Raw genomic sequence first — 21,491 nt, forward strand, 5'->3', positions numbered from 1 at the left:
CGGGTCAAAATCGGTCCCGAAGTCACGCCAGCACATCTTTACGGGTAAAGGCGGTAAATGCGACGGCGAGTGCGACCAGTGACCAGATACTCAAAACGGTCAGGGAGAAGGGTAGCGTCATCCCCTCGATCATGGTGGGGGTGCCGCTGAGATAATCGGTCAGACGCAGATTGGTAAAAGCCAAATACTTAAGAGCAGACCAAGTAGGTGCCAATTGCGTGAGCAGACTGCCGGAGATGATCGCCGCCATCATAATACCCATACTGGCGGCGGTGCTCCGCACAAGTACCGATACCATAAAGGCGATGGTGGCTACCGTTACACAGGCGAACCAACCCAGACCATATCCCATTAAGGTGGCTTGCCACTGTGGGATCAGATGGACTTGATCCGTGAGAAGCTCTCCGTTTTCTTCCTGGAAGCCCGTCAATACCGGCATGGTCCAACCGGAGTAGCCAAAGATGACTCCCGATATCAGATAGCCTAGAATCGCTGTAGCCATCACCACCAGTGAAACAACAAGGATTAAGGCCAGGTATTTGCTGAGTAAAATGCGCCAACGGCGAACCGGCCGAGTGAGCAGCATTTTAATGGTGCCGGCGGAGTGTTCCGATGAAACGATATCCGAAGCGACCACCACCACCAATAGAGGCAAAAACAGTGATACGGATTCCTCCATAAACTGGCGTACAAAGGTGGGAGCACCTGGTGCCATCGGATTAATATTATGATCGAGATAATATTGTTGCTGTTGAATGTTCATCTCAAGCATCTTTCGCCATTCTTCCGGGAGGCGACTGGAGGAAAGGCGATTTTGGCTGTCGATGATCTGTTGTTGCAGAACGGAACGCCAATCGTCTGTTCCCAACTGTTCCACAGTGGTTTGGACTGTACGGTACTGAGCATAGGTGAAAATGGGGATCAGCACGGCCACAATCAAAAGAACGACTAACACCCTTTTCTTCTTCACCATTTTCAGCATTTCGTTGTAGATCAGGTTGACCCAATTACGCAATGTGATCTCCCTCCGTCATTTGCAGGAAAACATCCTCCAAGGTTGGGTGTTTCTGTCGGATTTCCGTCACTTGAACGCCGGCATTTAAAAGAGCGCCGTTAGCAGCGGCGATCGCTTCCTGTGGGAGATGGGTGCGGATGATGCCGTTGTCAGGGAGATATTCCAGCGCAGTGACGGAGGCTAGGGAGCGCAGCACCTCCATGCCCTTCTCAATCGGATGAAGACGCCACTCCACAGGAGGCTCCCCCTCCAGAAGCTGACTGACAGGGCCAGTGCGAATCACCTTCCCGTTGCTGATAATCGCCACCCGATCACATAGGGTTTGCACTTCATGCAGAATATGGCTGGAAATAAAGACGCTGATCCCTTCCTCTTTCGCTAAACGCTGGATAAAACCGCGCATCTCTCGGATACCGGCAGGGTCGAGGCCGTTGGTGGGCTCATCCAGAATCAACAGCTGAGGTTGACGAAGGAGTGCTTGCGCGATGCCTAAGCGTTGCCGCATCCCAAGGGAATAGGTTTTGACCGTATCGTCGATCCGTTCGGTTAACTCCACCAGTTTAACCACTTCTTCAATCCGTTCATACGAGATGGGTCCTTCCATGCGGGCAAAGTGCTCCAAATTTTCGCGGCCGGTCAAATACGGGTACATTTCCGGGTTTTCCACGATGGCCCCCACTTGGCGGATAGCGTGCGTAAAGTGGCGGCTGAGATCGTGGCCACCGATGGTGACGGTGCCACCGGTGGGTCTGATCAGACCGACGAGCATACGGATGGTGGTCGTCTTCCCAGCACCGTTGGGACCTAAAAAGCCAAAAACTTCTCCTTCCAATACATCAAACGACACATCGTGAATGATCTTCCGTTTGCTGATGGTTTTATGTAAGCCACGAACGGATAACACAACCCTACGTTCATCAGGGGGCATCCACATTCACCTCGTTTTCTTCTAGGGCGGTTAGGGTTTGCAACAGACGGTCGGCCATAAACTGATATCCGTCATTATTGGGGTGAAATTTATCGGAGTATAAGTATCGGTCCGGATTTAATTGAAACAGGTCAAATAGGGGGATGATTACCACCAAGGGATCGTCTGCCGTCGTTTCCACTATCGTTTGATTCCATTCCCGCACCAATGCATCTGTGGTTTTACGGTCCCCCAAATCGCCGAAAGGATTATAGAGACCAAAGATAAAGATGGGAACATCCGCGTTCTCTTGCCGAATCGCTTCCACGATCGCCTTGAGGTTATTGGCATATTCTTCGCGGGTTAAAGCAGCTTCGTCCAAATCGATCGATTCCAATGACCCGCTTCCGCGAAAAAGGTCGTTTCCACCGATGGTGAGGGTTACCCAACTGGCTTCACCCAACAGCTGACGGACGCGTGGTTGTTTCATCTGTTCTCTCAACTCGGGTGAAGTTTGCCCTTTGATTCCCAAGTTGACGGCACTAACCGTTTCATCCTGTTCACGGAGGGCGGATCGAATCCGTCCAAAATAGCCTTGTCCAGTCGTGTCACCGGTTCCTCGGGTAAGGGAGTCCCCAAAGCTTAGCAACAAATGCTCTCCTTCAGGGGCGGCAGAGGAAACATCAGTTTCCCGCGCTTCATTCGGCTGTGGTGCAGAAGTGTTTCCCATGATCTCCGCCACAGCCCAGGAAAAGCCTGCCGCAAAGAGCAACAGGGACGCCAAGGAGAGTAAATTGATTGCGATCCACAACGGTCGGCTTTTCATTTTCATCGTAAACTCCTTTGCTTCAATTGATGGAACGGCGGTGTAAACCGGTTATATCTTTTCCTTCCTCAAAAGGGGCAAACCGCCTGTAGGCGCATATACATAATATCGAGTTTGTTTTTTAGGGAGGGAACGAAGAGTGAAATTGCAAATCGTCCAACCCGGGGATACGCTTTGGTCGGTCGCCCGCCGCTTCGACATCCCGATCCGGACTCTGATGGATGCCAATAAAGACATCGGGGATCCCGACCGTTTGGAGCCAGGGACCAAAGTGCGAATTCCCACAGGCAAGGTTCCGGTCTCTTTGTATACAACAGAAGATGAAGTGAAAGTTCGTCGAGAACCGCCGCATCCGCCCACTTGGGAAAGTTCCAGTTCAAGCTCTAGTTCTAGTTCAAGCTCTAGCTCCAGTTCAGCGATGGCGCCAAAACGGGGGGCGAGGATGCCTCAGTACCCTACTTTCCCAGTCCCCCCCATGCCCAAAGCACCCCAGTATCAACAGCAAAAATCTGTATCACCCACTCCATACCCAACGCCATATCCATATCCCAGTAAGACTCCCAAAAGGGATTGTGGTTGTGGATCTCCCAAACAGGTATTCCCTTTTCCGCCTGGCCAAGGCTATCCGATGCCTGGCCCCGGTTATCCCGGTCCTGGTCAAGGCTATCCCGGTCCTGACCAAGGTTACCCGATGCCCAGCCCTGGTTATCCCGGTCCCGACCAAGGTTATCCTGGCCCTGGTCAAGGCTATCCCATGCCTGGACCTGGCTTTCCCGGACCGGACCAAGGCTATCCGATGCCCGGCCCCGGTTATCCCGGCCCTGGTCAAGGCTATCCCGGTCCCGGTTTTCCCGGAATACCAGGGATGCCGATGACACCAATGTCCAAAAAAGATCCTACCCAAGACCGTTCGCTAAATGGTCCATCCCCATCTGTCCCCTTACGTCCAATGCCCCTGGAAAGCTCGGAAAATGTTGATGGGCAAACGAGCAATTATGCTGAGCTCTTTCGTGAGCAGGAAGAGCGGGAGAGCAGTTCCTCCGAACTGTGAACGGACAGGAACAAGGATGGGCTTTTCATATCGGGGCAGCGGAGCGTCTTCATTGGGAACGATTGCTGGGTGATCGCATTGAAACGGTTCAGCCGTTCCAAAAAAATTGGTTGGTGACAACCGCTCACGGTCGCTGGGTGGCTAAACGGACGCGACGACCCGGTTTTCTCCAATGGTGGGCGGGAGTAGATCGGGAGATCAGACTGCGTGGTTTTCAGCAACTACCCTTTTGGTTAACGGACGGAAGAGAATGGCAACTGTCCGCTTGGATACCGGGGCGCAGTGCCCGTTATCGCCAGCAAGGGGATTTGGTTCACGCCGCTGCCATATTGGGACGATTTCACCGGCTAGGGCGTGGATTGTATACCCCTACCCTTTCTCCTGGAAGTAATTTAATCAAGCGGGTGGAAGAGCGTTTCCTTACCTTTATCCGCTTTGTTCGTAAACAAAATTCGCCCGCAGTCCAACAAGTGCTACAACCGGTGGAAGGGGAGTTGCTCCAGTGTGGGCAGCAAGTGTTGGAGGCACTGTCCCGTTTTCCTTGGGATGATTGGTGCCGAAGAGAACAACAGATGCACAATCTGGTCCACCGCGATCTGGCTAGTCATAATTGGATTTGGGATTCCGTTGGTCGAGGTTGGCTAATCGACTTTGATACGGCCGGTTATGATGTGCAGGTGGGGGACTTGTGGCAGCTCTTGTCCCGAGGGATGTGGGAACAAAACTGGGAGCCCTCCATCCTGCAAAGGGCGGTGGCGACCTATGAGCAAGAGCGTCCGCTTCAGTGGTGGGAACGGGAACTGCTAAGGATTTTGTTGGCCTTTCCCAATGAAATTTATCGGGAAGCGATTGGACTCGGCAGGGGAGATCCGGAATATACAATCACACGTACCCTGCCATACCTTGAACGGTTGGTGACCAATGTTCCCCAGTGGCGACCGTGGACCCGCCAGCAGTCATGGTTGGTTTAAAGGGATCGCATGTGGTATCATGGAAACTGATGATCGTCGCATGCGGTGGAGTGTGAAGAACCCATGGGAATGAGGGGGCCGTTTTGCAGAACTGCATCGGCATGACAGGTGCGGTACGGGTAGCTGTCAACCTGCCCCCGATGACCCACATGTCATGAGATTGACGGTTGATCCACCGTGCTCACTTGGAGCCGGTGGTTCTTTCTGTGTCAAAAGGATGGACACTGATATCAGTATACCGCAAAGCGTTGGCACTCACATCCGTCACAAACCGCATGCGTCAGGAAACAGAAGATCGAGGTGATCCGCATGGCTGGCCATTCTAAGTGGAAAAACATCCAACATCGTAAAGGTCGGCAGGATGCTATTCGAGGAAAAGTGTTCGCCAAATTGTCACGAGAGATTATGGTGGCAACACGAGAAGGAGGCCCTGATCCGGAACAAAATCAACGCTTGCGCTTGGCTGTTGCCAAAGCACGTTCACAAAATATGCCCAATGATAACATCGAGCGGGCGATCAAGCGGGGAAGCGGGGAAGAAGGTGGCGGCAACTATGAAGCTGTCACTTACGAGGGCTATGGACCCGCCGGTGCCGCGGTGATGGTAGAGGCATTGACCGATAACCGTAATCGTACTGCCGCCGATATTCGTCACATTTTTTCCAAACGGGATGGTAATCTGGGGGAATCCGGCTGTGTCGCCTGGATGTTTGAACGAAAAGGGCTCTTGTATATCGACCGGAATACGACGGATGTGGAAGAGGATGAGTTGTTGATGCTGGCATTGGAGGCGGGAGCGGAGGATTTTGAAGCGGCAACGGATGCCTTTACGATAACGACGGCTCCGGAAAACTTTGAGGATATAAAAAATGTTCTAGAGGATCAAGGATTCCGCCTGTCCAATGCTGAAGTAACGATGATTCCCACCAACACCGTGGATGTAAGTGGAGAACATGCCTCCAAGATCCTGAACCTGATCGAAACCTTAGAAGACCACGACGATGTGCAAAACGTGTTCGCCAATTTTAATATCGATGAAGCGGAGTTGGAAAAACTGTGATCAGTCAACTCTTCTTGCATGGGGAACATGTCCGTCTTACGATCTCGTCAGTTTTTGGAACGAGGCGGAAAGCGGTATGATATGAGATTGTATGGGTTGTTATGGCCAGAGTGGAAGGGACATAGGGGGATGTCTTCATAATGCGCGTTCAACCGTTCCAGTTAGGGGCGGTTTTTTGTAACAAAAACCCCTGCCCGATGGAAGCAGTCGGGAAGGGGTTTATCGCGATTGGAATCGTTCTCTGATTTAGGGCGCATTTTTTTCGCCGTTGGTTGTGGTCAAGCGTAGCGAACGACGCACCAGCCAACGGGTGACGACGCCGTGTAAGGGGGAGAACAGGAAGGCGAGGATAAAAAGCAATCCTGCCGCCACCGTCATGCATCCGGCGATGGAGGCATCCAGCCACAGCGCCATCCAGTAACCGCAGATAGAGCTGAGGATTCCGACGACAGCACTGATGGCCAGCATCCATTCCAACTTGTCCGTCAGAAGGTAAGCGGTCGCTCCCGGCACGATCAGCATAGCCACCACCAGGATAGCACCCACACTTTCAAAGGAGGCCACAGTGGTAACAGAAACTAAGCCCATTAACACATAGTGGATCAATAGCACTGGAATCCCTAATGCTGCCGCCATTTGCGGATCAAAGGTCACTACTTTTAATTCCTTATAAAGTAGCCCCACCACGACCAGCGAGAGAAAGAGAGCCGCTCCCACAATCCACATCGCGCGCGGGCCTATTTCCCACCCGAACAGGGTCCAAGTATTAAAGGGAACATAGGCGATTTCACCGTAGAGGACATGATCCAGATCCAAATGAACCTGCCGTGCAAACAACGAGATCATAATGACACCTACGGCAAACAAAAAAGTGAAGGTAACGCTGATGGCGGCGTCATGTTGTACGCCCTGCTGGCTCAAGGTTTGAATTAAAAAAGTACACAACAGCCCAAAGGCGGCCGCCCCCAACAGCATCCAGACGGATTCCAGGCTTCCGCTGAAGAGGTATGCCACAACAATCCCGGGCAGGACAGCGTGACTGATGGCATCCCCCACCATTGCCAATCGTCGTAGGATTAAAAAACAGCCTAAAAAGCCGCAGGCGACTGCAACCATGGCACCAGTTACGATGATGGTCATTCCCATGGTCATGATTGCATCCCCCCCTCAAACCCTTTGGATGAATTCGGATGCCAGCGTGGCTCCCGTCCGTGTAGAACCAGCAATTTATGCAGTTCAGGCAGCAGTTCGTCCGGGATATCTTCCCGCACAGCCCCTGTATCTGAATCGCGGATGGTGCTGCCCACTTCATTTTCATGCATCATCCACACCTCGGTTAAACGGGCGTGCAACACCGTTTCATAGGCGGCATTCCAACCGGCTGCGGTTGCGGTTAACATGCGTTCACCCGCTTGATCCTTTACCTGTAGCCATCCTTCACCAACCAGATTGCGCACAGCCCGCTCCAGTTGTCGGGACGGGATGGCATAACGAGAGGAGAGAGATTCGACTGTAACCAAGTCTTCATTTTGTTCACGAGCTTCGTACAATGCTTGTAAAATACGGTCCCGCGTTGCTTCCCGGCGAACCTGGCTTAGTCGCCATGCTTTTGCCAACAACCCGCGGCGGGGAGCGAATACCATCGAAAGCATAAAGACGACGGTGGCTGCAACCACAATCAAGGGGCCGGTAGGAAAATTAAATCCCATTGTGCTAAACAATGTGCCCAACGCACCGGACAATCCACCTAAGAGAGCGGATAGGATCAACATTACATCCAGCCGCTCTGTCCAATAGCGGGCGGCGGCGGCGGGTGTCACGATAAGTGCCGCAACCAACACCACCCCTGCGGCTTGTAAGCCGATGACGACAGCTACTACCAGCAGCAGCATTAAAAACAGATCCAAGGCAGCCATGGGGAGCCCCAGGCTACGGCCAAAACCGGCATCAAAACAGAGCAGCTTAAATTCCTTGAAGAAGAGAAAGGTAATTACCAGCAATAAAAGAGCGACACTTCCCATCACCCATACATCCTCACCGACGAGGGATGCCGCTTGACCGAATAAAAATTGATCCAACCCGCTCTGGTTGCCGTTGGGTTGGTGTTGAATCTGTGTCAACAATACAATGCCAAATCCGAAAAAAACGGAAAGGACCAAACCCAAAGCGGTATCTTCTTTGAGACGGGAAAAGCGGGTGATGGTGCTGATGGCCATTGATGCTAGCACACCGGTTATGATCGCCCCGATCAGGAAAAAAAACGAATTTTTTGTTCCAGTCAGCATAAAGGCGAGACAGATGCCGGGAAGGGCCGCATGGGCGAGGACATCTCCCATCAGGCTACGTTTACGCAAAAAGGCAAAAGCACCGATGACACCGCTGGAAAGGCCTAAAAGCATGGTTCCGGATAACACCCAAGCGGTATTGGGATCGCTGAGGTGCGCGCCGATGTTTTCAAGTGAGAACATGGGGATCACCTCGACATGGCGATCCCGGATAGCTCCGGCAGTACAGTGAGCCGGCCTCCGTACGCTTTTTGCAGATTTTCCGGCGTAAACACCCGGCTTGTCGGACCGACTGCGATTTGGCGGAAGTTGAGGAGAATCAGCCAATCAAAGTATTCCTGTACTGTTTGCAGGTCATGATGGACCACCAGGACGGTTTTTTGTTGTGCCTTGAGATCGTTTAATATTTGGATAATCGCCTTTTCGGTGGCGGCATCCACCCCGACAAAAGGTTCATCCATCAAATAGAGTTGGGCGTCCTGGGCCAAAGAGCGGGCCAAAAAGACGCGTTGTTGTTGACCGCCGGACAATTGGCTAATCTGCCGTTTGCCGAAGTCGGCCATCCCCACTTTTTCTAAACAATGATAAGCAAATTCGCGATCTTCTTTGCGGGGTCGTTTAAACCAACCCAATTTGCCGAAACGTCCCATCAGGACAACATCGAGGGCATTGGTGGGAAAGTCCCAATCGACGGATTCCCGTTGCGGAACATAGCCGACGATGGAGCGTTGTTCGCGGTAAGGCTTCCCATAGATGGTGACCGAACCGCTCGTAAGGGGGAGAAGCCCCAGAATCGCTTTGATCAAGGTTGATTTGCCGGCGCCGTTGGGGCCGACGATGCCGATCAGGTTTCCTTCAGGTACATCAAATTGGATATCGCGCAGAACCGGTTTGCGATGGTATGCAACCGACAGATCGCGAACAGATACCGGATATTGATTTATTTTCATGAGAGAGCCTCCCTCCTCTATGTGGATATCATGTGTCTGACTGATTGATTGATGAATGCATTACTTCAGGGCGGAGACAATAGTGTCCACATTGTGGCGAACCATACCGATATACGTTCCCTCTTCCGTCCCCTCGGCTCCCATGGCGTCGGAGAAGAGTTCCCCCCCGATCTTTATTGTTTGGCCACGCTGTTGTGCCCCTTTGACGACGGCTTCAATCGATTGCTTCGATACACTGCTTTCAATAAATACCGCTTTTACGTTGCGATCGGAAATAATCTTCGCAACGCGTTGGATATCACGCAATCCGTACTCCGATGCGGTGTTGATCCCTTGCAGTCCCACTACCTCAATATCGTAGGCATCACCAAAATAGCCAAAGGCGTCATGGGCTGTGACCAACACCCGCTGTTTCGAGGGAATCGATTTAATTTCCTCCTGTGCGTACTGATCCAACTCTTCCAGTTCTGCGATATAGGCTTGAGATTGTTGGCGATAATCGTCGCGGTGGTCAGGGTCCGCTTTTGCTAATTCTTTCTCCACCACTTTGACGGCTTCAATCCAGAGTTGTACATCAAACCAAATGTGGGGGTCCGTTTTTCCCCCTTCGTCTTCCAGCTTCTTCAGTTTCTCCGCGGGAATCGTTTCGGCGACGGGAATCACCGGTTTTTCATGGGACAGCTTTTTCAAGATGTCTTCCATGTTTCCTTCCAGTTGTAGCCCGTTGTAAAAAATCATATGCGCTTTAGCCAGTCGACCGATATCCCCCTGTGATGCTTTGTATAAATGGGGATCGACTCCCGGTCCCATCAAGGCGGTCACTTCCACGTGTTCGCCGCCAACGTTCTTCACAATGTCAGCCACCATCCCGGTAGTAGTCGTCACCCGAATCGGTCCATCTTCTGGGATGGCCGTCTCCCCCTGGGCGGTGCATCCAAATAAAAGCATCGAAGCGATCAACAAGACGGCCAATCCGAGCCTTAATTTATCAAGCATCTATTTTTCATCCTCCAGCTCTTAAATGTGGGCATAGACAGGTTTGTTTAACCGGTCAATCATTTTTTCCTCAATAAATATATTTTTCCCTAATGCAAAACCTGCTATTGCCATTGTATTGGGCAACTTAAAAAATTGTCAATAGGTTTTTGCAAAAAGAGGTACAGAAGGGCGATGAAGCGATAGGAGGAAAGAAAATAACTGTTTAATAAAAATAAAACATGTCATGCAGGGAGGATTTTGTCGATTAGTCTCGAATAATTGTTACGAGATTAAACTTGGAGACGTGTATATGGTATTCAAGGGATTTGTAAAATTCGTATCGTACAAAAAACGTTTTGCGGCGAACCTAGGTTTTAAGTCATTTGAAGAGATGTCTAATCATACTCACACCATTTTTTTGATTCCTCCGGATGCTGGATGCTTTGTCACCAAGTTGCCTGATGGAGGTTGGGCGGTATGGAATAACCAGGGAAACCCTCCATATAGCCTGGAAAAGTGGGATACCTGGGAGGAGGCTGCCCGTTACTTGCGGATTTTGTTTGATTCAAAGGGACTGACTGAGGAGTGTTGGAAGCCGCAAGGATATAACGGAAGCGACAAAGATGAGTTTTTAACAAGACCTCCGACGTCTACTGATGAATAGATAGCGTGGCTGAGACGGATGTGGAAATATGCGATCGTTTCAGTGGAAGGCACGCTTTTGGACGTCAACGCTTAAACTCGCCCTGGGCGAGTTTTTTGATGTTCCTTTTATGTAGGAATGATAATAACGGTCGACGCTGGGGGCCGCCGACCGTTCGAAAATGGGATGATTGCGGAGGATGACAGGGTTTTGTCAAAGGTTGTTCAGGCGGTCGGGAGTGGATTTCCGCCTTCGTTCCATGTGTGGCAGAGTCACTCATTCGGAAATCCATCCCTCCCTAAATACAATCAAAGATATCGGATGGGGCACTAGTCATCCTCTGTTGCAAGGGTAAAGGGTGCTCAAGGGTTGTCTACCCGTTTCCAGTTTACTCCCGGAAATTCACTGCTCAATCGTTGGTATGCATCGTTACTGATGTAACCGCCCCGGTCTTTGTCATAGTTTTGCTGAAAGTCGAGTACTTTCCAACGCCCGCCGGGGATGCGGCGGACAGTCACTCGATAATCTCTTTTATCGGCAGGGCGGTGGATCAGAACGGTACGAGTATTGACCGATTGACGGTCCGTGGGGGATTCCACCACAAGGATGGAAGGATTGGTCATCGCTTCCGTCAGAGTGTCGTCCACACGCCAGCGTACCTCCTGCGGATTCACGCGGTTGCTCAACATTTTTGCGGCATGATCCATATCGCCCTCTACCCATACGGATTTGTAAAACTGGACCGCCGCTTTTTCCGAACCGGAGAGTTGATTTCCACATGCAGATAGAAGTACTAGCACCGATAAGGCGCTAAATGCGTAAAACCAGGGTCGTATAAGCAATAACTTCAACTCCTCCACCAATGGACTAACCACCTTATTCGTTATCATTGTGGACAAAATGGGCGCTGATCATTCCTCGATCATCTGTGATATAATTTGATAATTAAGGTACCAGTAACATCGTTGAGAAAAGTAGATACATAAAAAACCTCCAAAAATTTGGAGGTTGAGGTCGCTGGTTGGAGCCGGAGAAGATGGAGCGGACGGCTTCATCATTAAAAGGGAAAGAGGCGCGAAGACGGGAATCGGGCCCCTGGGCCATGCTATCATCAATCAGAGATTAATAAGTGATCCCCTCTGAGAAGGGACTTAGCCGCTAAAAGGATAAGTGGGAAGCCCTCTTACTTTTGTACGGATGGCAAATAAACCACCTGCGTAGGGTTCCTTTGCTAAGATTTCTTCTTTTAATCCGATCCGGGCTGAAGTAATATAAAGGTCCTGCAAATCGTCACCACCAAATACACAGGAAGTCGTGAGAGTGGCAGGGACATGGATGGTTTTAAGAAGCTCTCCCGTATTAGGGTTCCATCTCGTAATTTTACCGCCTTTCCAGATTGCCACCCAAATCAACCCCTCTTCGTCCGTTGCCATTCCATCGGGAAAAGGTTCAGCGGCAGGAAAGGTGACGGCGACTCGCGGATTGCTGATGGTGGCGGTTGCTAAATCATAATCATAAGCCATTACTTTTCTGGTTGGGGAATCGATATAGTACATGACGGAGTTATCTGGGCTCCAAGCGATTCCGTTTGAGATCGTGATATTCCCCAACACTTTTTTAATTCTCCAATCGGGTTCCAGACAATAAAGTGCACCGGCACCCGGTGTAAACATTTGACTCATCGTACCGGCCCAATAACGACCGAGGGCGTCACATTTCCCATCATTAAACCGATTATGCGGTTTATCCTGCTCAACGGTACCGATATGGGTCATCTTGTTCATATGAAAATCAAATGCATAAAATGATTTTTTTAGCGTCATTACCACTCCACCGCATCGCCTGGGGACGACAGAGCTAATATAATCCCCCGTATCATAGGTGATTTGCCTATTTGAATACGGATGATAGATGTGAAGTCGTTCTCTTGTAATATCTACCCAGTACAACACGTTGTTGGCGGCATCCCAACTGGGCCCTTCTCCTAGTTCGGCTTTTGTATTTTGAACGATTTGAAGGGAATCCATCTTTTTTCTCCTTTCGCTGTAAGGATTGAATCGCACGATGGGCTTTCTACAGAAATGTATGAAAAGCTTTACCAAGACATTCAACGTAAAAAGAAACGAAAAATGATGTGTCCAATGGGGAGGAGAAGCTGTGCGAATTATGGGGATTGATCCTGGGATCGCCATCGTCGGTTACGGGATTGTGGACCGGAAGGGGAATCAGCTGAAAGCGGTCGATTACGGCAGTATTCAAACTCCCGCACATACACCGACGGCAACCCGGTTAAAGCAGGTGTATGATGCCAGTACGGAATTGCTGCAACGGCATCGTCCGGATGTGGTAGCGATTGAGAAATTGTTTTTTAACCGCAATGTAACCACCGCTTTTACGGTCGGCCAAGCCCGAGGTGTGGTGATATTGGCGGCGGAAGAGGCGGGAGCTGTGATCACCGAGTATACGCCGATGGAAGTGAAGATGGCGGTAGCGGGATATGGGGGGGCCCAGAAACGGCAGATACAGGAGATGGTGCGGGTATTGTTAAACCTCCCGGAAATCCCTCGCCCCGATGATGTGGCGGATGCCTTGGGAGTGGCCATTTGTGAGGCGCACTCTACCAGCTTCACCCGCTTGTTGGAACGAGGAGGAAAGCGTACATGATCGATTTTATTCGGGGACATATCGCCTATCATACGACGGAGTATGTAGTGGTGGAAGCGAATGGAGTGGGTTACCGTCTGTTCTGTCCCAATCCGTTTCAGTGGACGGAAGGGGAAGAGGTGCGCATTTTTACCCATCAGGTGGTACGGGAAGACGCCCATACCCTTTATGGTTTCCCTGATGCCGATCTGCGGGATTGCTTCCGTCTGTTGTTAGAGGTCTCCGGGATCGGACCGAAGGTAGCGCTGGCCGTGGTGGGGGCCGGTTCTCCCGCTGCATTGGTAGAAGCGGTGGAGCGGGAGGATTTGCGCTTTTTGACCAAATTGCCGGGTATCGGCAAAAAGACGGCGCAACGGCTGATCCTGGATTTAAAGGATAAATTGAAAAAAGCGAGCTGGGCGCAATCGCTGTCCACGGAAGCGGTGACAACTCCATCAACTGTAAGCCGTGCCCTTTCCAGTGATGTAATTGAAGCCCTGACAGCCCTTGGCTATAATGAGGAAGAAGCTTCTGTTGCCGTTGACGAGGCTCGGCGATCATTTGCGGATGAGGAACCTTCGTTGGATGATTGGATTCGGCGGGCACTACAGATTTCAATCAAGGGATAGGAGGGAGCGGGATGGACGAACGGATCATCTCCAGCCAGATGTCCATGGAAGACGAGCCCATGGAATTTAGCCTGCGCCCTCGTTTTCTGGACGATTATATCGGCCAGTCCCGGGTGAAGGAAAATCTGAAGATATACATAGAAGCGGCCAAAATGCGACGCGAGAGCCTGGATCATGTGTTGTTGTACGGCCCGCCGGGATTAGGCAAAACGACGTTATCCTATATCATCGCCAATGAATTGGGGGTCAACCTGCGCACCACCTCAGGGCCAGCGATTGAGCGTCCGGGGGATTTGGCGGCGATTTTAACCAATTTACAGCAGGGGGATCTATTGTTTATTGATGAGATTCACCGTCTCAATCGCAGTGTAGAAGAAGTGTTATATCCGGCGATGGAGGATTTCGCCCTGGATATCGTCATTGGGAAGGGACCCAGTGCCCGTTCCGTCCGCTTGGATCTGCCACCATTCACACTGGTAGGAGCCACCACAAGGGCAGGATCGCTCTCTTCTCCGTTGCGGGATCGATTTGGTGTGATGAGTCGGCTGGAATACTACACTGAAGAAGAGCTTACCTGGATCGTCACCCGCGCAGCCGATCTCTTACAGGTGACGGTGCGTGCGGAGGGAGCACAGGAAATCGCCTGCCGAGCCAGAGGGACCCCACGTGTAGCCAATCGCCTCCTGAAACGAGTACGGGATTTTGTACAGGTGAAGGGAGACGGGGTGATTACCCGGGAAACAGCCCAAGACGCATTGGACCGCATTCAAGTGGATAAACTGGGACTGGATCAGGTGGATCACAAACTGTTACGTTCCATTATGGATCATTTCCGAGGCGGTCCGGTAGGGCTTGAGACGTTGGCGGCCACGATCGGGGAAGAGGCGCATACGGTAGAAGATGTGTATGAGCCGTATCTGTTGCAGATTGGGTTTTTGCAGCGTACTCCGCGGGGTCGGATGGTAACGCCTCGGTGCTATCAACACTTTGGGGTGGAGATGCCGGGATGAGCCAGATTCCCAAGCTCTTGATTACAGTGGGTGTATTGTTGATTGTGGTCGGCCTTTTGTGGCAAATGGGCGGGCGCTTTTTTAACTTGGGTCGTCTACCGGGAGATATTGTCGTGGAAAAAGAAAACGTCAAATTTTATTTCCCGATTGTGACATGCATCATCATCAGTATCGTGCTAAGCTTATTGATGTATGTAATTCGCCTGTTCCGATGAGGGGCGGGCGTTTTGTGTGGAAAGGGTGAAAGGTGGATGGATGTATCACAATTTGATTATCATTTACCGGAGGAGTTGATTGCCCAAACCCCGGCTGAGGAACGCTCCGGCTCGCGCTTAATGGTGCTTCATCGGAAGGATGGACGGATTGAGCACCGACGCTTTCCCGATTGGTTGGATTATGTGCAAGCGGGTGATGTGTGGGTGGTAAACGATACACGCGTTCGCCCGGCGCGTTTAATCGGTGTAAAGGAGGATACCGGCGCCCAGATTGAGTTGTTATTGTTAAAGCCGATGGGGGAAGGGCGCTGGGAGGCTTTGGTGAAGCCGGCAAAGCGGGTGAAAGAAGGGACGGTCATCTCTTTTGGTGATGGGTTGTTGCGGGCAGAAGCGCAGGAAAAGGCAGAGATCGCCGGTGGGCGGGTATTTAAATTGCTACACGGGGAAGAAGAATTGGAACCGCTGTTTGAGCGATTGGGCGAGATGCCGCTTCCTCCATATATTCGGGAACGGCTGGATCAACCGGAGCGATATCAGACCGTGTATGCGCGGGAGGTGGGATCGGCGGCGGCGCCGACGGCAGGACTTCACTTCACCCCGGCCTTGTTGGAGGAAGCGAAAAAACGGGGTGTGCACATAGTTCCCATTACACTGCATGTAGGTTTAGGCACCTTTCGTCCTGTCACAGTGGAACGGGTGGAGGAGCACCGGATGCACGCCGAATATTTTGAGGTGTCGGAGGAATCGGCGCACATGATCCGGGAAGCCAAGCAAAAGGGAAAACGTATATGTGCGGTAGGAACTACTTCGGTGCGTACGCTGGAGTCAGTGGTGCAAAAATATGGTGAAATCCAAGCTGCACAAGGATGGACGGATATCTTTATCCACCCCGGCTATTCCTTTCAAGTCGTCGATGGTTTACTCACCAACTTTCATCTGCCCCGATCCACGCTGATGATGCTGATTAGCGCATTTGCCGGTAGAGAGAATGTATTGGCCGCTTATCGGGAAGCGGTACAGGAGCGTTACCGCTTTTTTAGTTTTGGCGATGCGATGTTGATTGTTTGAGAAAGGTTATAAATCCGTCATCAGTTGGATGTTTATCTAACATTAGCACTAAGGTATAATGGTATAAGTAGGAGGAACAGCCATTGGCTCTTCGTTACGAATTGATCAAAACCTGCTCCCAATCACAAGCACGTCTCGGGCGTATACATACTCCTCACGGCATCATCGATACACCGGTGTTTATGCCGGTGGGGACGCTGGCGACAGTGAAGACGGTCAGTCCCGAAGAACTGAAGGAATTGGGAAGCGATATCATTCTGGCCAACACCTATCATCTTTTTCTTCGTCCCGGCCATGAGATTGTGCAGGAGGCGGGAGGGCTCCATTCCTTTATGAACTGGGATCGAGCCATTCTGACCGACAGTGGCGGATTTCAGGTGTTCAGCTTAAGTAAGCTGCGCAAGATCACGGAAGAAGGAGTCTCCTTTCGCTCCCATTTGAGTGGAGAGTCCCTGTTTATCAGTCCTGAGAAGGCGATGGAGATTCAAAACGCTCTAGGGGCTGATATCATCATGGCCTTTGATGAATGTCCCCCTTATCCGGCAGAGCGGGAATATGTTAAGGAATCGCTGGAAAGGACCACCCGGTGGTTGCACCGTTGTAAACAGGCACACCGCCGCAAGGAGGAACAGGCGCTTTTTGGAATCGTTCAAGGTGGGATGTATCCCGATTTGCGGCAGGAAAGCGCCAAACAGATCACCGATGTGGATCTTCCCGGTTACGCCATCGGCGGCCTTAGCGTAGGTGAGCCGAAACCCTTGATGTATGAGGCGTTGGAAGAGACAGTCCCCTTATTGCCTCCAGGAAAACCGCGTTATCTGATGGGGGTTGGTTCCCCGGATGCCCTGGTGGAGGGCGTGATTCGTGGCGTCGATATGTTTGATTGTGTTTTGCCCACTCGGATCGCCCGTAACGGTACCACCATGACGAGCCAGGGGCGGGTGGTGATTCGAAACGCCGCCTATGCCCGGGACTTTGGTCCTCTCGATCCGGAATGTGACTGTTATACCTGTCGCCATTACAGCCGGGCATACCTTCGCCACCTGATCAAATCGGACGAAACCTTCGGCTTCCGCCTGACCACCATCCACAACCTGCACTTTTTGCTTACCTTGATGAAGCGAGTGCGGCAAGCGATTCAGCAGGACCGGCTGCTCGATTTTCGGCGGGAGTTTTTTGAAAGCTATTATGGAACGAGCGAACCGGATGGCACCCGTAATTTTTAATTTGTGTGTCTAATAAAAGGAGGATGTTTGAATGGAAACCCTTGCATCGTTTTTGCCACTGATTCTGATCTTTGCTGTATTTTACTTTTTGCTCTTACGTCCGCAACAAAAGCGGCAAAAAGAACGGAACACCATGCTCTCTTCCCTGAAAAAAGGGGATAAGGTGATTACCATCGGCGGATTACATGGAACGATTATGGATTTGAACGATGAACGGATCAGCCTGAAGGTGAACGAAAATACCCGTCTCACCTTTGAACGTAGCTCCGTTAATGCGGTTGTTAATGAAGATGAAAGCACCAGCGAAAATAGCTGATAAGCAAACACCCCGGTCTTTTAGCGGCAGGGGTGTTTTTCTATTTAAAGGAAAAAGGACAAACATGATCCTCTGCGGTTCACATGCTCCTCCGTTCTTCGTATATATAAAACAGACGAAGTGGGTTGTATGTGAGGAGAGGATTCTATGTTTGTGATCTTGTTTTTTATCCTCTGGTTTATCGCCTCCGCCTGGAGCTTGATGATCTTTGATCGAGTGGGAACCCGCGAGCGAAAGTGGAGTTGGAGCACCCTCCTTCCCGCTGTTTTTTTGGGGGGGTTGCTTGCGCTTGTCGCTTTTTCCTGTTTGTTGTTTCTTTGTCTCTGGGTGGTCGGCTATGCCTTTCCCGACGAAGTTCAGGCTAATGGATGGTGGGACTGGTTGTTTCTGGCGACAGGCTCCTTGATTACTTATCTGATGTTGTTTGGGATCGTGGAGTTCGCCCTAAAATTGTTGCTGCAAGAGTGTCGGTTTCCCCTGTGGTTGGCGATGTTTGTTCAAATCCCCTTTTTGTCGTTTGTGTTACTCACAATGTCAAAACGGGTGGCGACAGGTACCGATGTTTCAGTAGAGGCAGCGGTGGTTATCAGTGGGATCATGGTTGTGATGGGATATTTGACGGAAAAATGGCTCGGCTTTCATCGCTTGTAGAAGTATAGTGGTCATCAGTAATTTACACTTGAACAGCCAAAGCCCCTGAGAGCCTTTGGCAACCCAGGGGCTTTGCAAAACGACAGTCGCTTATATAAAAACAAATGTGGCACGCTTTTCCTTGTGTTCGGATCTCTAAAAAGAAAGGCTTCGGTTTGCGCGGATCGGAACCGAAGCGTTTTTTGTTAGATTATATCGTTAGGGGGCGGATGTATTGACACCGAAGATTCCTCCGATGGCACTTAACCCGGTTGCACATATTGTAAACAGCACTGGTTGAATGCGCATGGTGGTGTCAAAAGCGAGAAATCCGATCAATAAGACGATTATCACATACAAGACTCCGGTTAAACCGCCGTAAAGTAACCCCCTTTGCTTTGCTTTCCTCCCGGCACACCATCCGCCGATCAACAGTGCGATTCCGTTGATGCCATAAGTAAAATAGGGGAGGGAGGATTCTGTGATTGAAGTAAAGCGCAAAAGAAGCGCGGTTACGACAGAACCTGCCAGTACGATGGCAAACACAATCAGTAATCCGGATAAAAGCGGTGAATTCAGCTTCGGTTTGCTTGCTCCATCCAAAATGGATTGCTTCATCGAAAACACCTCCCGCAAGGGTTTGTACATGGGTATGAGCGTGAGCGCAGATTTATGATTGTCCGGATGTGGGAGGGCTGTACGCTGATAAATTTCCTCGTTTCAGTTGAAAATAGGGAGGAAGTCGGTGGACAGAGGAGCTAGGAGCAATGTGGACGATTTTTTTGCGGTCAGTGTTTATCTATTTTTTTGTGCTTTTAGTGATGCGCTTAATGGGAAAACGAGAAATCGGTAAACTGTCGGTATTCGATCTGGTGGTTTCGATTATGATTGCCGATTTTGCCGTCATCTCCATCGATAATACCAAAATTCCGTTGATGCACGGGGTGATCCCGATTGTAACAATGTTGGGAGCACAGGTGTTGTTAGCCTGGGTAACACTAAAAAGCCCCCGTATACGTGATGTTGTGGATGGCAAACCCTCCATGTTAATCAAAAACGGAAAGATTCAGGAGCAGGAAATGCGAAAGCAGCGCTACAATGTCGAGGATTTAATGGTACAGCTGCGAGACAAGAGGATTCATAATCTGGCTGATGTGGAGTTTGCCATTCTGGAACCGTCAGGGAAGCTAAGCGTCTTTCCTAAGGAAGAACGGATGCCGGTAACAAAGGGGGATCTCTTTGATAAGGTGGATCGCCTCACACGGCTACCGGTACCGGTTGTGGTTGACGGCCAAGTGCAGAAGGATGCCCTAAAAAAGCTGGGACAAGACCAAGACTGGTTGAAGAAGCGATTACACCAATATGGGCATAAGGACATCAGCGAGATCTTTTTTGCCAGCGTCGACCATCATGGCAGTTTTTATATCGATTCACGGCAACATTAACGGGGAAACAGAGGGGCGAGCCATTTGCCAACATAGGGAACCCGCTCAATATCTTCTTTTTTCAACAATCCCAGCAAAATCAGAAAAATGCCGTACAGCATCAAACTGACAACGATGGCTGCGCTGACAGTGATCATCAGCTCTTTGCCACCCCGGTTTATCACGAAGTGTAAGACGGTACCCATTCCGGCGATGGCGAAGGAGAGTTTTATCCAATCCCGAAATATCAAGGTGAAGGGGACATAGTGGATAATGCTGATAAAGTGAAGGGCGGTGACAATGATTATGCCGCAGTTAATGGCCAACACTACCCCATCGATTCCCAATGCCGGTTGAGAACCCAACAAGAAAATGAGAGCCGTCTTGATGACGGCGCCGTAAATAGAGTTGCGCATGGCATCTTTCGCTTTGTCCAACCCTTGCAATACCGCTGCTAAAGGACCCTGCAAATAGAGTAAAACGGCGAAGGGAGCCATAATCTGCAACAACCGGGCAACGTCTGAGTTATGGTACAGGAGCATGGTTAAGGGTCCAGCCAACATAAATAGAAGGATGGCGCAAGGGGCACCCACGATCATGGCAAGTCGAATCGCTTGATTGAGTCGATGCTCCACCAATCGGATTCTTCCCTTGGCCGCCGCTTCGGAAATAGAAGGGACGAGGGAGACGGACAGCGCGTAAGTGATAAAGGAAGGAAAGTAGATAAGTGGGATCGCCATTCCTTCTAATTGACCGTACAATGCGGTGGAAGCGGCTACAGCGATTCCGGCGAGAGCCAGGCTTTGGGAGACGACGATCGGTTCGACGGCATAAGAAAGGGAACCGATAATGCGACTGGCGGTGACGGGGATGGTAATACGCATCATCTGTCCCACAGTGGTAGAAAAATGTCCCCATCCCCGGCGGATTTCGTGCAAGGGAAAGCGAAGTCTGGGGCGCTTGGGATCCCGGCGGAAGGATTGAAGAAGGATAAGCATTCCAGCTCCTTCCCCGATTACCACTCCAAACATCGCTCCGGCGGCGGCATATTCCACTCCATAGGGATATAACAGTCGTGCCAGCATCAGCACGGTAAAAATACGCACAACCTGTTCCACGATCTGTGAAGCAGCATAGGGGTTCATATGCTGCCGACCCTGAAAATACCCCCGAAAAACGGAGGAGATCGCTACAATCGGAATGACCGGTGCAATCCCCCACAAGGCGTATAAAGCGCGGCTGTCGGTTAAGAGCGTATTGGCGATTAGTGGGGCGGCTACAATCACGAGGATGGTAAATAGGATTGCTAGAGCAGTAACAATGCCTAATGAGAGGATTAGGATGGATCGGATTCGCGACTCATCACGGGTGGCTTCCGCTTCCGACACCAGCTTGGAGATGGCGACGGGCAAACCGGCAGTCGTCAGCGTGATAACCAAAAGCAAAATGGGGAAGGCCATCTGAAAGAGACCCATTCCCTCGTCACCGATTAGACGGGAGAGGGCGATACGGTAAACAAACCCTAATATTTTCGTGATAAATCCTGCACCGACCAGGATGAGTGTCCCTTGGAGAAACGTTTGCTTGGTCAAACGGATGCCCTCTCCTTCCTATAAGGGTTTGTACTTAAAACCTATGCGCTTGT

23 protein-coding genes are annotated in these 21,491 nt (G+C 50.8%); 12 read left to right on the top strand and 11 right to left on the bottom strand.

Going from position 1 to position 21,491, the window contains the following annotated elements; translation table 11 throughout:
* Nucleotides 1-22 precede the first annotated feature (22 nt).
* Genes C8J48_RS04370 through C8J48_RS04380 form a run of 3 tightly spaced genes read right to left on the bottom strand, consistent with a single transcriptional unit; the run spans nucleotide 23 to nucleotide 2,754 of the window.
* On the bottom strand, nucleotides 23-1,015 hold the full coding sequence (locus C8J48_RS04370; protein ID WP_107725128.1) for an ABC transporter permease: 993 nt from the start codon (nucleotides 1,013-1,015) through the stop codon (nucleotides 23-25).
* Complete coding sequence (locus C8J48_RS04375; RefSeq protein WP_107725129.1) at nucleotides 1,008-1,943, bottom strand: ABC transporter ATP-binding protein; 936 nt, start codon at nucleotides 1,941-1,943, stop codon at nucleotides 1,008-1,010. The genes C8J48_RS04370 and C8J48_RS04375 overlap by 8 nt, the downstream gene beginning before the upstream one ends.
* Entirely contained in the window at nucleotides 1,933-2,754 is an 822-nt protein-coding gene (locus C8J48_RS04380) for a GDSL-type esterase/lipase family protein (RefSeq protein ID WP_107725130.1), read from the bottom strand. Before C8J48_RS04380 ends, C8J48_RS04375 begins: the two co-directional genes overlap by 11 nt.
* Nucleotides 2,755-3,376: 622 nt before the next feature.
* Here C8J48_RS04380 and C8J48_RS19035 point away from each other — a divergent pair.
* The 3 genes from C8J48_RS19035 to C8J48_RS04395 all read left to right on the top strand — a co-directional run bounded on the left by C8J48_RS19035 (nucleotide 3,377) and on the right by C8J48_RS04395 (nucleotide 5,829).
* Nucleotides 3,377-3,799, top strand: coding sequence for a hypothetical protein (locus tag C8J48_RS19035; RefSeq protein ID WP_245891058.1), 423 nt, complete (start codon nucleotides 3,377-3,379; stop codon nucleotides 3,797-3,799).
* On the top strand, nucleotides 3,796-4,770 hold the full coding sequence (locus C8J48_RS04390) for a phosphotransferase (RefSeq protein ID WP_107725132.1): 975 nt from the start codon (nucleotides 3,796-3,798) through the stop codon (nucleotides 4,768-4,770). Before C8J48_RS19035 ends, C8J48_RS04390 begins: the two co-directional genes overlap by 4 nt.
* A gap of 309 nt (nucleotides 4,771-5,079) precedes the next feature.
* The gene (locus C8J48_RS04395; protein ID WP_107725133.1) at nucleotides 5,080-5,829 is read left to right on the top strand and encodes a YebC/PmpR family DNA-binding transcriptional regulator; all 750 of its coding nucleotides are present in this window, start codon (nucleotides 5,080-5,082) and stop codon (nucleotides 5,827-5,829) included.
* Between the two features lie 246 nt (nucleotides 5,830-6,075).
* On the opposite strand, the gene C8J48_RS04400 is transcribed toward C8J48_RS04395, so the two are convergent.
* From C8J48_RS04400 to C8J48_RS04430, 6 genes are all read right to left on the bottom strand, one after another.
* A complete protein-coding gene (locus tag C8J48_RS04400; RefSeq protein ID WP_107727581.1) occupies nucleotides 6,076-6,975 on the bottom strand; it encodes a metal ABC transporter permease in 900 nt (299 codons plus the stop codon).
* A 2-nt stretch (nucleotides 6,976-6,977) separates the two neighbouring features.
* Nucleotides 6,978-8,297 carry a metal ABC transporter permease gene (locus C8J48_RS04405; RefSeq protein WP_107725134.1) on the bottom strand — a complete coding sequence of 440 codons (1,320 nt, stop codon included), beginning with the start codon at nucleotides 8,295-8,297 and terminating at the stop codon, nucleotides 6,978-6,980.
* Between the two features lie 5 nt (nucleotides 8,298-8,302).
* Nucleotides 8,303-9,064, bottom strand: a complete 762-nt coding sequence (locus C8J48_RS04410) for a metal ABC transporter ATP-binding protein (protein ID WP_107725135.1) — start codon at nucleotides 9,062-9,064, stop codon at nucleotides 8,303-8,305.
* 60 nt (nucleotides 9,065-9,124) lie between these two features.
* Entirely contained in the window at nucleotides 9,125-10,060 is a 936-nt protein-coding gene (locus C8J48_RS04415) for a metal ABC transporter solute-binding protein, Zn/Mn family (protein WP_107725136.1), read from the bottom strand.
* A 987-nt stretch (nucleotides 10,061-11,047) separates the two neighbouring features.
* Nucleotides 11,048-11,545 carry a hypothetical protein gene (locus C8J48_RS04425; protein WP_146160441.1) on the bottom strand — a complete coding sequence of 166 codons (498 nt, stop codon included), beginning with the start codon at nucleotides 11,543-11,545 and terminating at the stop codon, nucleotides 11,048-11,050.
* A 291-nt stretch (nucleotides 11,546-11,836) separates the two neighbouring features.
* Entirely contained in the window at nucleotides 11,837-12,712 is an 876-nt protein-coding gene (locus tag C8J48_RS04430) for an SMP-30/gluconolactonase/LRE family protein (protein WP_107725139.1), read from the bottom strand.
* Nucleotides 12,713-12,842: 130 nt separating this feature from the next.
* Here C8J48_RS04430 and ruvC point away from each other — a divergent pair, with 130 nt between their 5' ends.
* The 8 genes from ruvC to C8J48_RS04470 all read left to right on the top strand — a co-directional run bounded on the left by ruvC (nucleotide 12,843) and on the right by C8J48_RS04470 (nucleotide 18,443).
* Nucleotides 12,843-13,349 carry a crossover junction endodeoxyribonuclease RuvC gene (gene ruvC / locus C8J48_RS04435; RefSeq protein ID WP_107725140.1) on the top strand — a complete coding sequence of 169 codons (507 nt, stop codon included), beginning with the start codon at nucleotides 12,843-12,845 and terminating at the stop codon, nucleotides 13,347-13,349.
* A complete protein-coding gene (gene ruvA / locus C8J48_RS04440) occupies nucleotides 13,346-13,957 on the top strand; it encodes a Holliday junction branch migration protein RuvA (RefSeq protein WP_107725141.1) in 612 nt (203 codons plus the stop codon). Before ruvC ends, ruvA begins: the two co-directional genes overlap by 4 nt.
* Before the next feature lie 11 nt (nucleotides 13,958-13,968).
* Nucleotides 13,969-14,967, top strand: a complete 999-nt coding sequence (ruvB, locus tag C8J48_RS04445; protein ID WP_107725142.1) for a Holliday junction branch migration DNA helicase RuvB — start codon at nucleotides 13,969-13,971, stop codon at nucleotides 14,965-14,967.
* The gene (locus C8J48_RS04450; RefSeq protein ID WP_107725143.1) at nucleotides 14,964-15,182 is read left to right on the top strand and encodes a DUF2905 domain-containing protein; all 219 of its coding nucleotides are present in this window, start codon (nucleotides 14,964-14,966) and stop codon (nucleotides 15,180-15,182) included. Before ruvB ends, C8J48_RS04450 begins: the two co-directional genes overlap by 4 nt.
* Before the next feature lie 36 nt (nucleotides 15,183-15,218).
* Entirely contained in the window at nucleotides 15,219-16,250 is a 1,032-nt protein-coding gene (queA, locus tag C8J48_RS04455; protein WP_107725144.1) for a tRNA preQ1(34) S-adenosylmethionine ribosyltransferase-isomerase QueA, read from the top strand.
* Between the two features lie 83 nt (nucleotides 16,251-16,333).
* Nucleotides 16,334-17,476: a tRNA guanosine(34) transglycosylase Tgt gene (gene tgt, locus C8J48_RS04460; protein WP_107725145.1), complete on the top strand. Its 1,143-nt coding sequence runs from the start codon at nucleotides 16,334-16,336 to the stop codon at nucleotides 17,474-17,476.
* A gap of 31 nt (nucleotides 17,477-17,507) precedes the next feature.
* Nucleotides 17,508-17,792 carry a preprotein translocase subunit YajC gene (gene yajC, locus C8J48_RS04465; protein ID WP_107725146.1) on the top strand — a complete coding sequence of 95 codons (285 nt, stop codon included), beginning with the start codon at nucleotides 17,508-17,510 and terminating at the stop codon, nucleotides 17,790-17,792.
* 147 nt (nucleotides 17,793-17,939) lie between these two features.
* Nucleotides 17,940-18,443 carry a hypothetical protein gene (locus C8J48_RS04470; RefSeq protein WP_107725147.1) on the top strand — a complete coding sequence of 168 codons (504 nt, stop codon included), beginning with the start codon at nucleotides 17,940-17,942 and terminating at the stop codon, nucleotides 18,441-18,443.
* 198 nt (nucleotides 18,444-18,641) lie between these two features.
* On the opposite strand, the gene C8J48_RS04475 is transcribed toward C8J48_RS04470, so the two are convergent.
* Nucleotides 18,642-19,040 (bottom strand): TIGR04086 family membrane protein, encoded by a 399-nt coding sequence (locus tag C8J48_RS04475; protein WP_107725148.1) that lies wholly within the window; start codon nucleotides 19,038-19,040, stop codon nucleotides 18,642-18,644.
* Between the two features lie 149 nt (nucleotides 19,041-19,189).
* Here C8J48_RS04475 and C8J48_RS04480 point away from each other — a divergent pair, with 149 nt between their 5' ends.
* A complete protein-coding gene (locus C8J48_RS04480; protein WP_107725149.1) occupies nucleotides 19,190-19,867 on the top strand; it encodes a DUF421 domain-containing protein in 678 nt (225 codons plus the stop codon).
* On the opposite strand, the gene spoVB is transcribed toward C8J48_RS04480, so the two are convergent.
* Nucleotides 19,864-21,438, bottom strand: coding sequence for a stage V sporulation protein B (gene spoVB, locus C8J48_RS04485; protein WP_170105153.1), 1,575 nt, complete (start codon nucleotides 21,436-21,438; stop codon nucleotides 19,864-19,866). The genes C8J48_RS04480 and spoVB overlap by 4 nt on opposite strands.
* Nucleotides 21,439-21,491 lie beyond the last annotated feature (53 nt).

It is taken from the genome of Desmospora activa DSM 45169, assembly GCF_003046315.1.
Taxonomy (GTDB): domain Bacteria; phylum Bacillota; class Bacilli; order Thermoactinomycetales; family DSM-45169; genus Desmospora; species Desmospora activa.

Excerpts from the sequence above, each read along its gene's own strand:
- C8J48_RS04375 (WP_107725129.1), bottom strand. The coding sequence starts at position 1,943 with ATGCCCCCTGATGAACGTAGGGTTGTGTTATCCGTTCGTGGCTTACAT.
- C8J48_RS04380 (WP_107725130.1), bottom strand. The coding sequence starts at position 2,754 with ATGAAAATGAAAAGCCGACCGTTGTGGATCGCAATCAATTTACTCTCC.
- C8J48_RS19035 (WP_245891058.1), top strand. The coding sequence starts at position 3,377 with ATGCCTGGCCCCGGTTATCCCGGTCCTGGTCAAGGCTATCCCGGTCCT.
- C8J48_RS04395 (WP_107725133.1), top strand. The coding sequence starts at position 5,080 with ATGGCTGGCCATTCTAAGTGGAAAAACATCCAACATCGTAAAGGTCGG.
- C8J48_RS04400 (WP_107727581.1), bottom strand. The coding sequence starts at position 6,975 with ATGGGAATGACCATCATCGTAACTGGTGCCATGGTTGCAGTCGCCTGC.
- C8J48_RS04405 (WP_107725134.1), bottom strand. The coding sequence starts at position 8,297 with ATGTTCTCACTTGAAAACATCGGCGCGCACCTCAGCGATCCCAATACC.
- C8J48_RS04410 (WP_107725135.1), bottom strand. The coding sequence starts at position 9,064 with ATGAAAATAAATCAATATCCGGTATCTGTTCGCGATCTGTCGGTTGCA.
- C8J48_RS04415 (WP_107725136.1), bottom strand. The coding sequence starts at position 10,060 with ATGCTTGATAAATTAAGGCTCGGATTGGCCGTCTTGTTGATCGCTTCG.
- C8J48_RS04430 (WP_107725139.1), bottom strand. The coding sequence starts at position 12,712 with ATGGATTCCCTTCAAATCGTTCAAAATACAAAAGCCGAACTAGGAGAA.
- ruvA (WP_107725141.1), top strand. The coding sequence starts at position 13,346 with ATGATCGATTTTATTCGGGGACATATCGCCTATCATACGACGGAGTAT.
- ruvB (WP_107725142.1), top strand. The coding sequence starts at position 13,969 with ATGGACGAACGGATCATCTCCAGCCAGATGTCCATGGAAGACGAGCCC.
- C8J48_RS04450 (WP_107725143.1), top strand. The coding sequence starts at position 14,964 with ATGAGCCAGATTCCCAAGCTCTTGATTACAGTGGGTGTATTGTTGATT.
- queA (WP_107725144.1), top strand. The coding sequence starts at position 15,219 with ATGGATGTATCACAATTTGATTATCATTTACCGGAGGAGTTGATTGCC.
- yajC (WP_107725146.1), top strand. The coding sequence starts at position 17,508 with ATGGAAACCCTTGCATCGTTTTTGCCACTGATTCTGATCTTTGCTGTA.
- C8J48_RS04470 (WP_107725147.1), top strand. The coding sequence starts at position 17,940 with ATGTTTGTGATCTTGTTTTTTATCCTCTGGTTTATCGCCTCCGCCTGG.
- C8J48_RS04475 (WP_107725148.1), bottom strand. The coding sequence starts at position 19,040 with ATGAAGCAATCCATTTTGGATGGAGCAAGCAAACCGAAGCTGAATTCA.
- C8J48_RS04480 (WP_107725149.1), top strand. The coding sequence starts at position 19,190 with ATGTGGACGATTTTTTTGCGGTCAGTGTTTATCTATTTTTTTGTGCTT.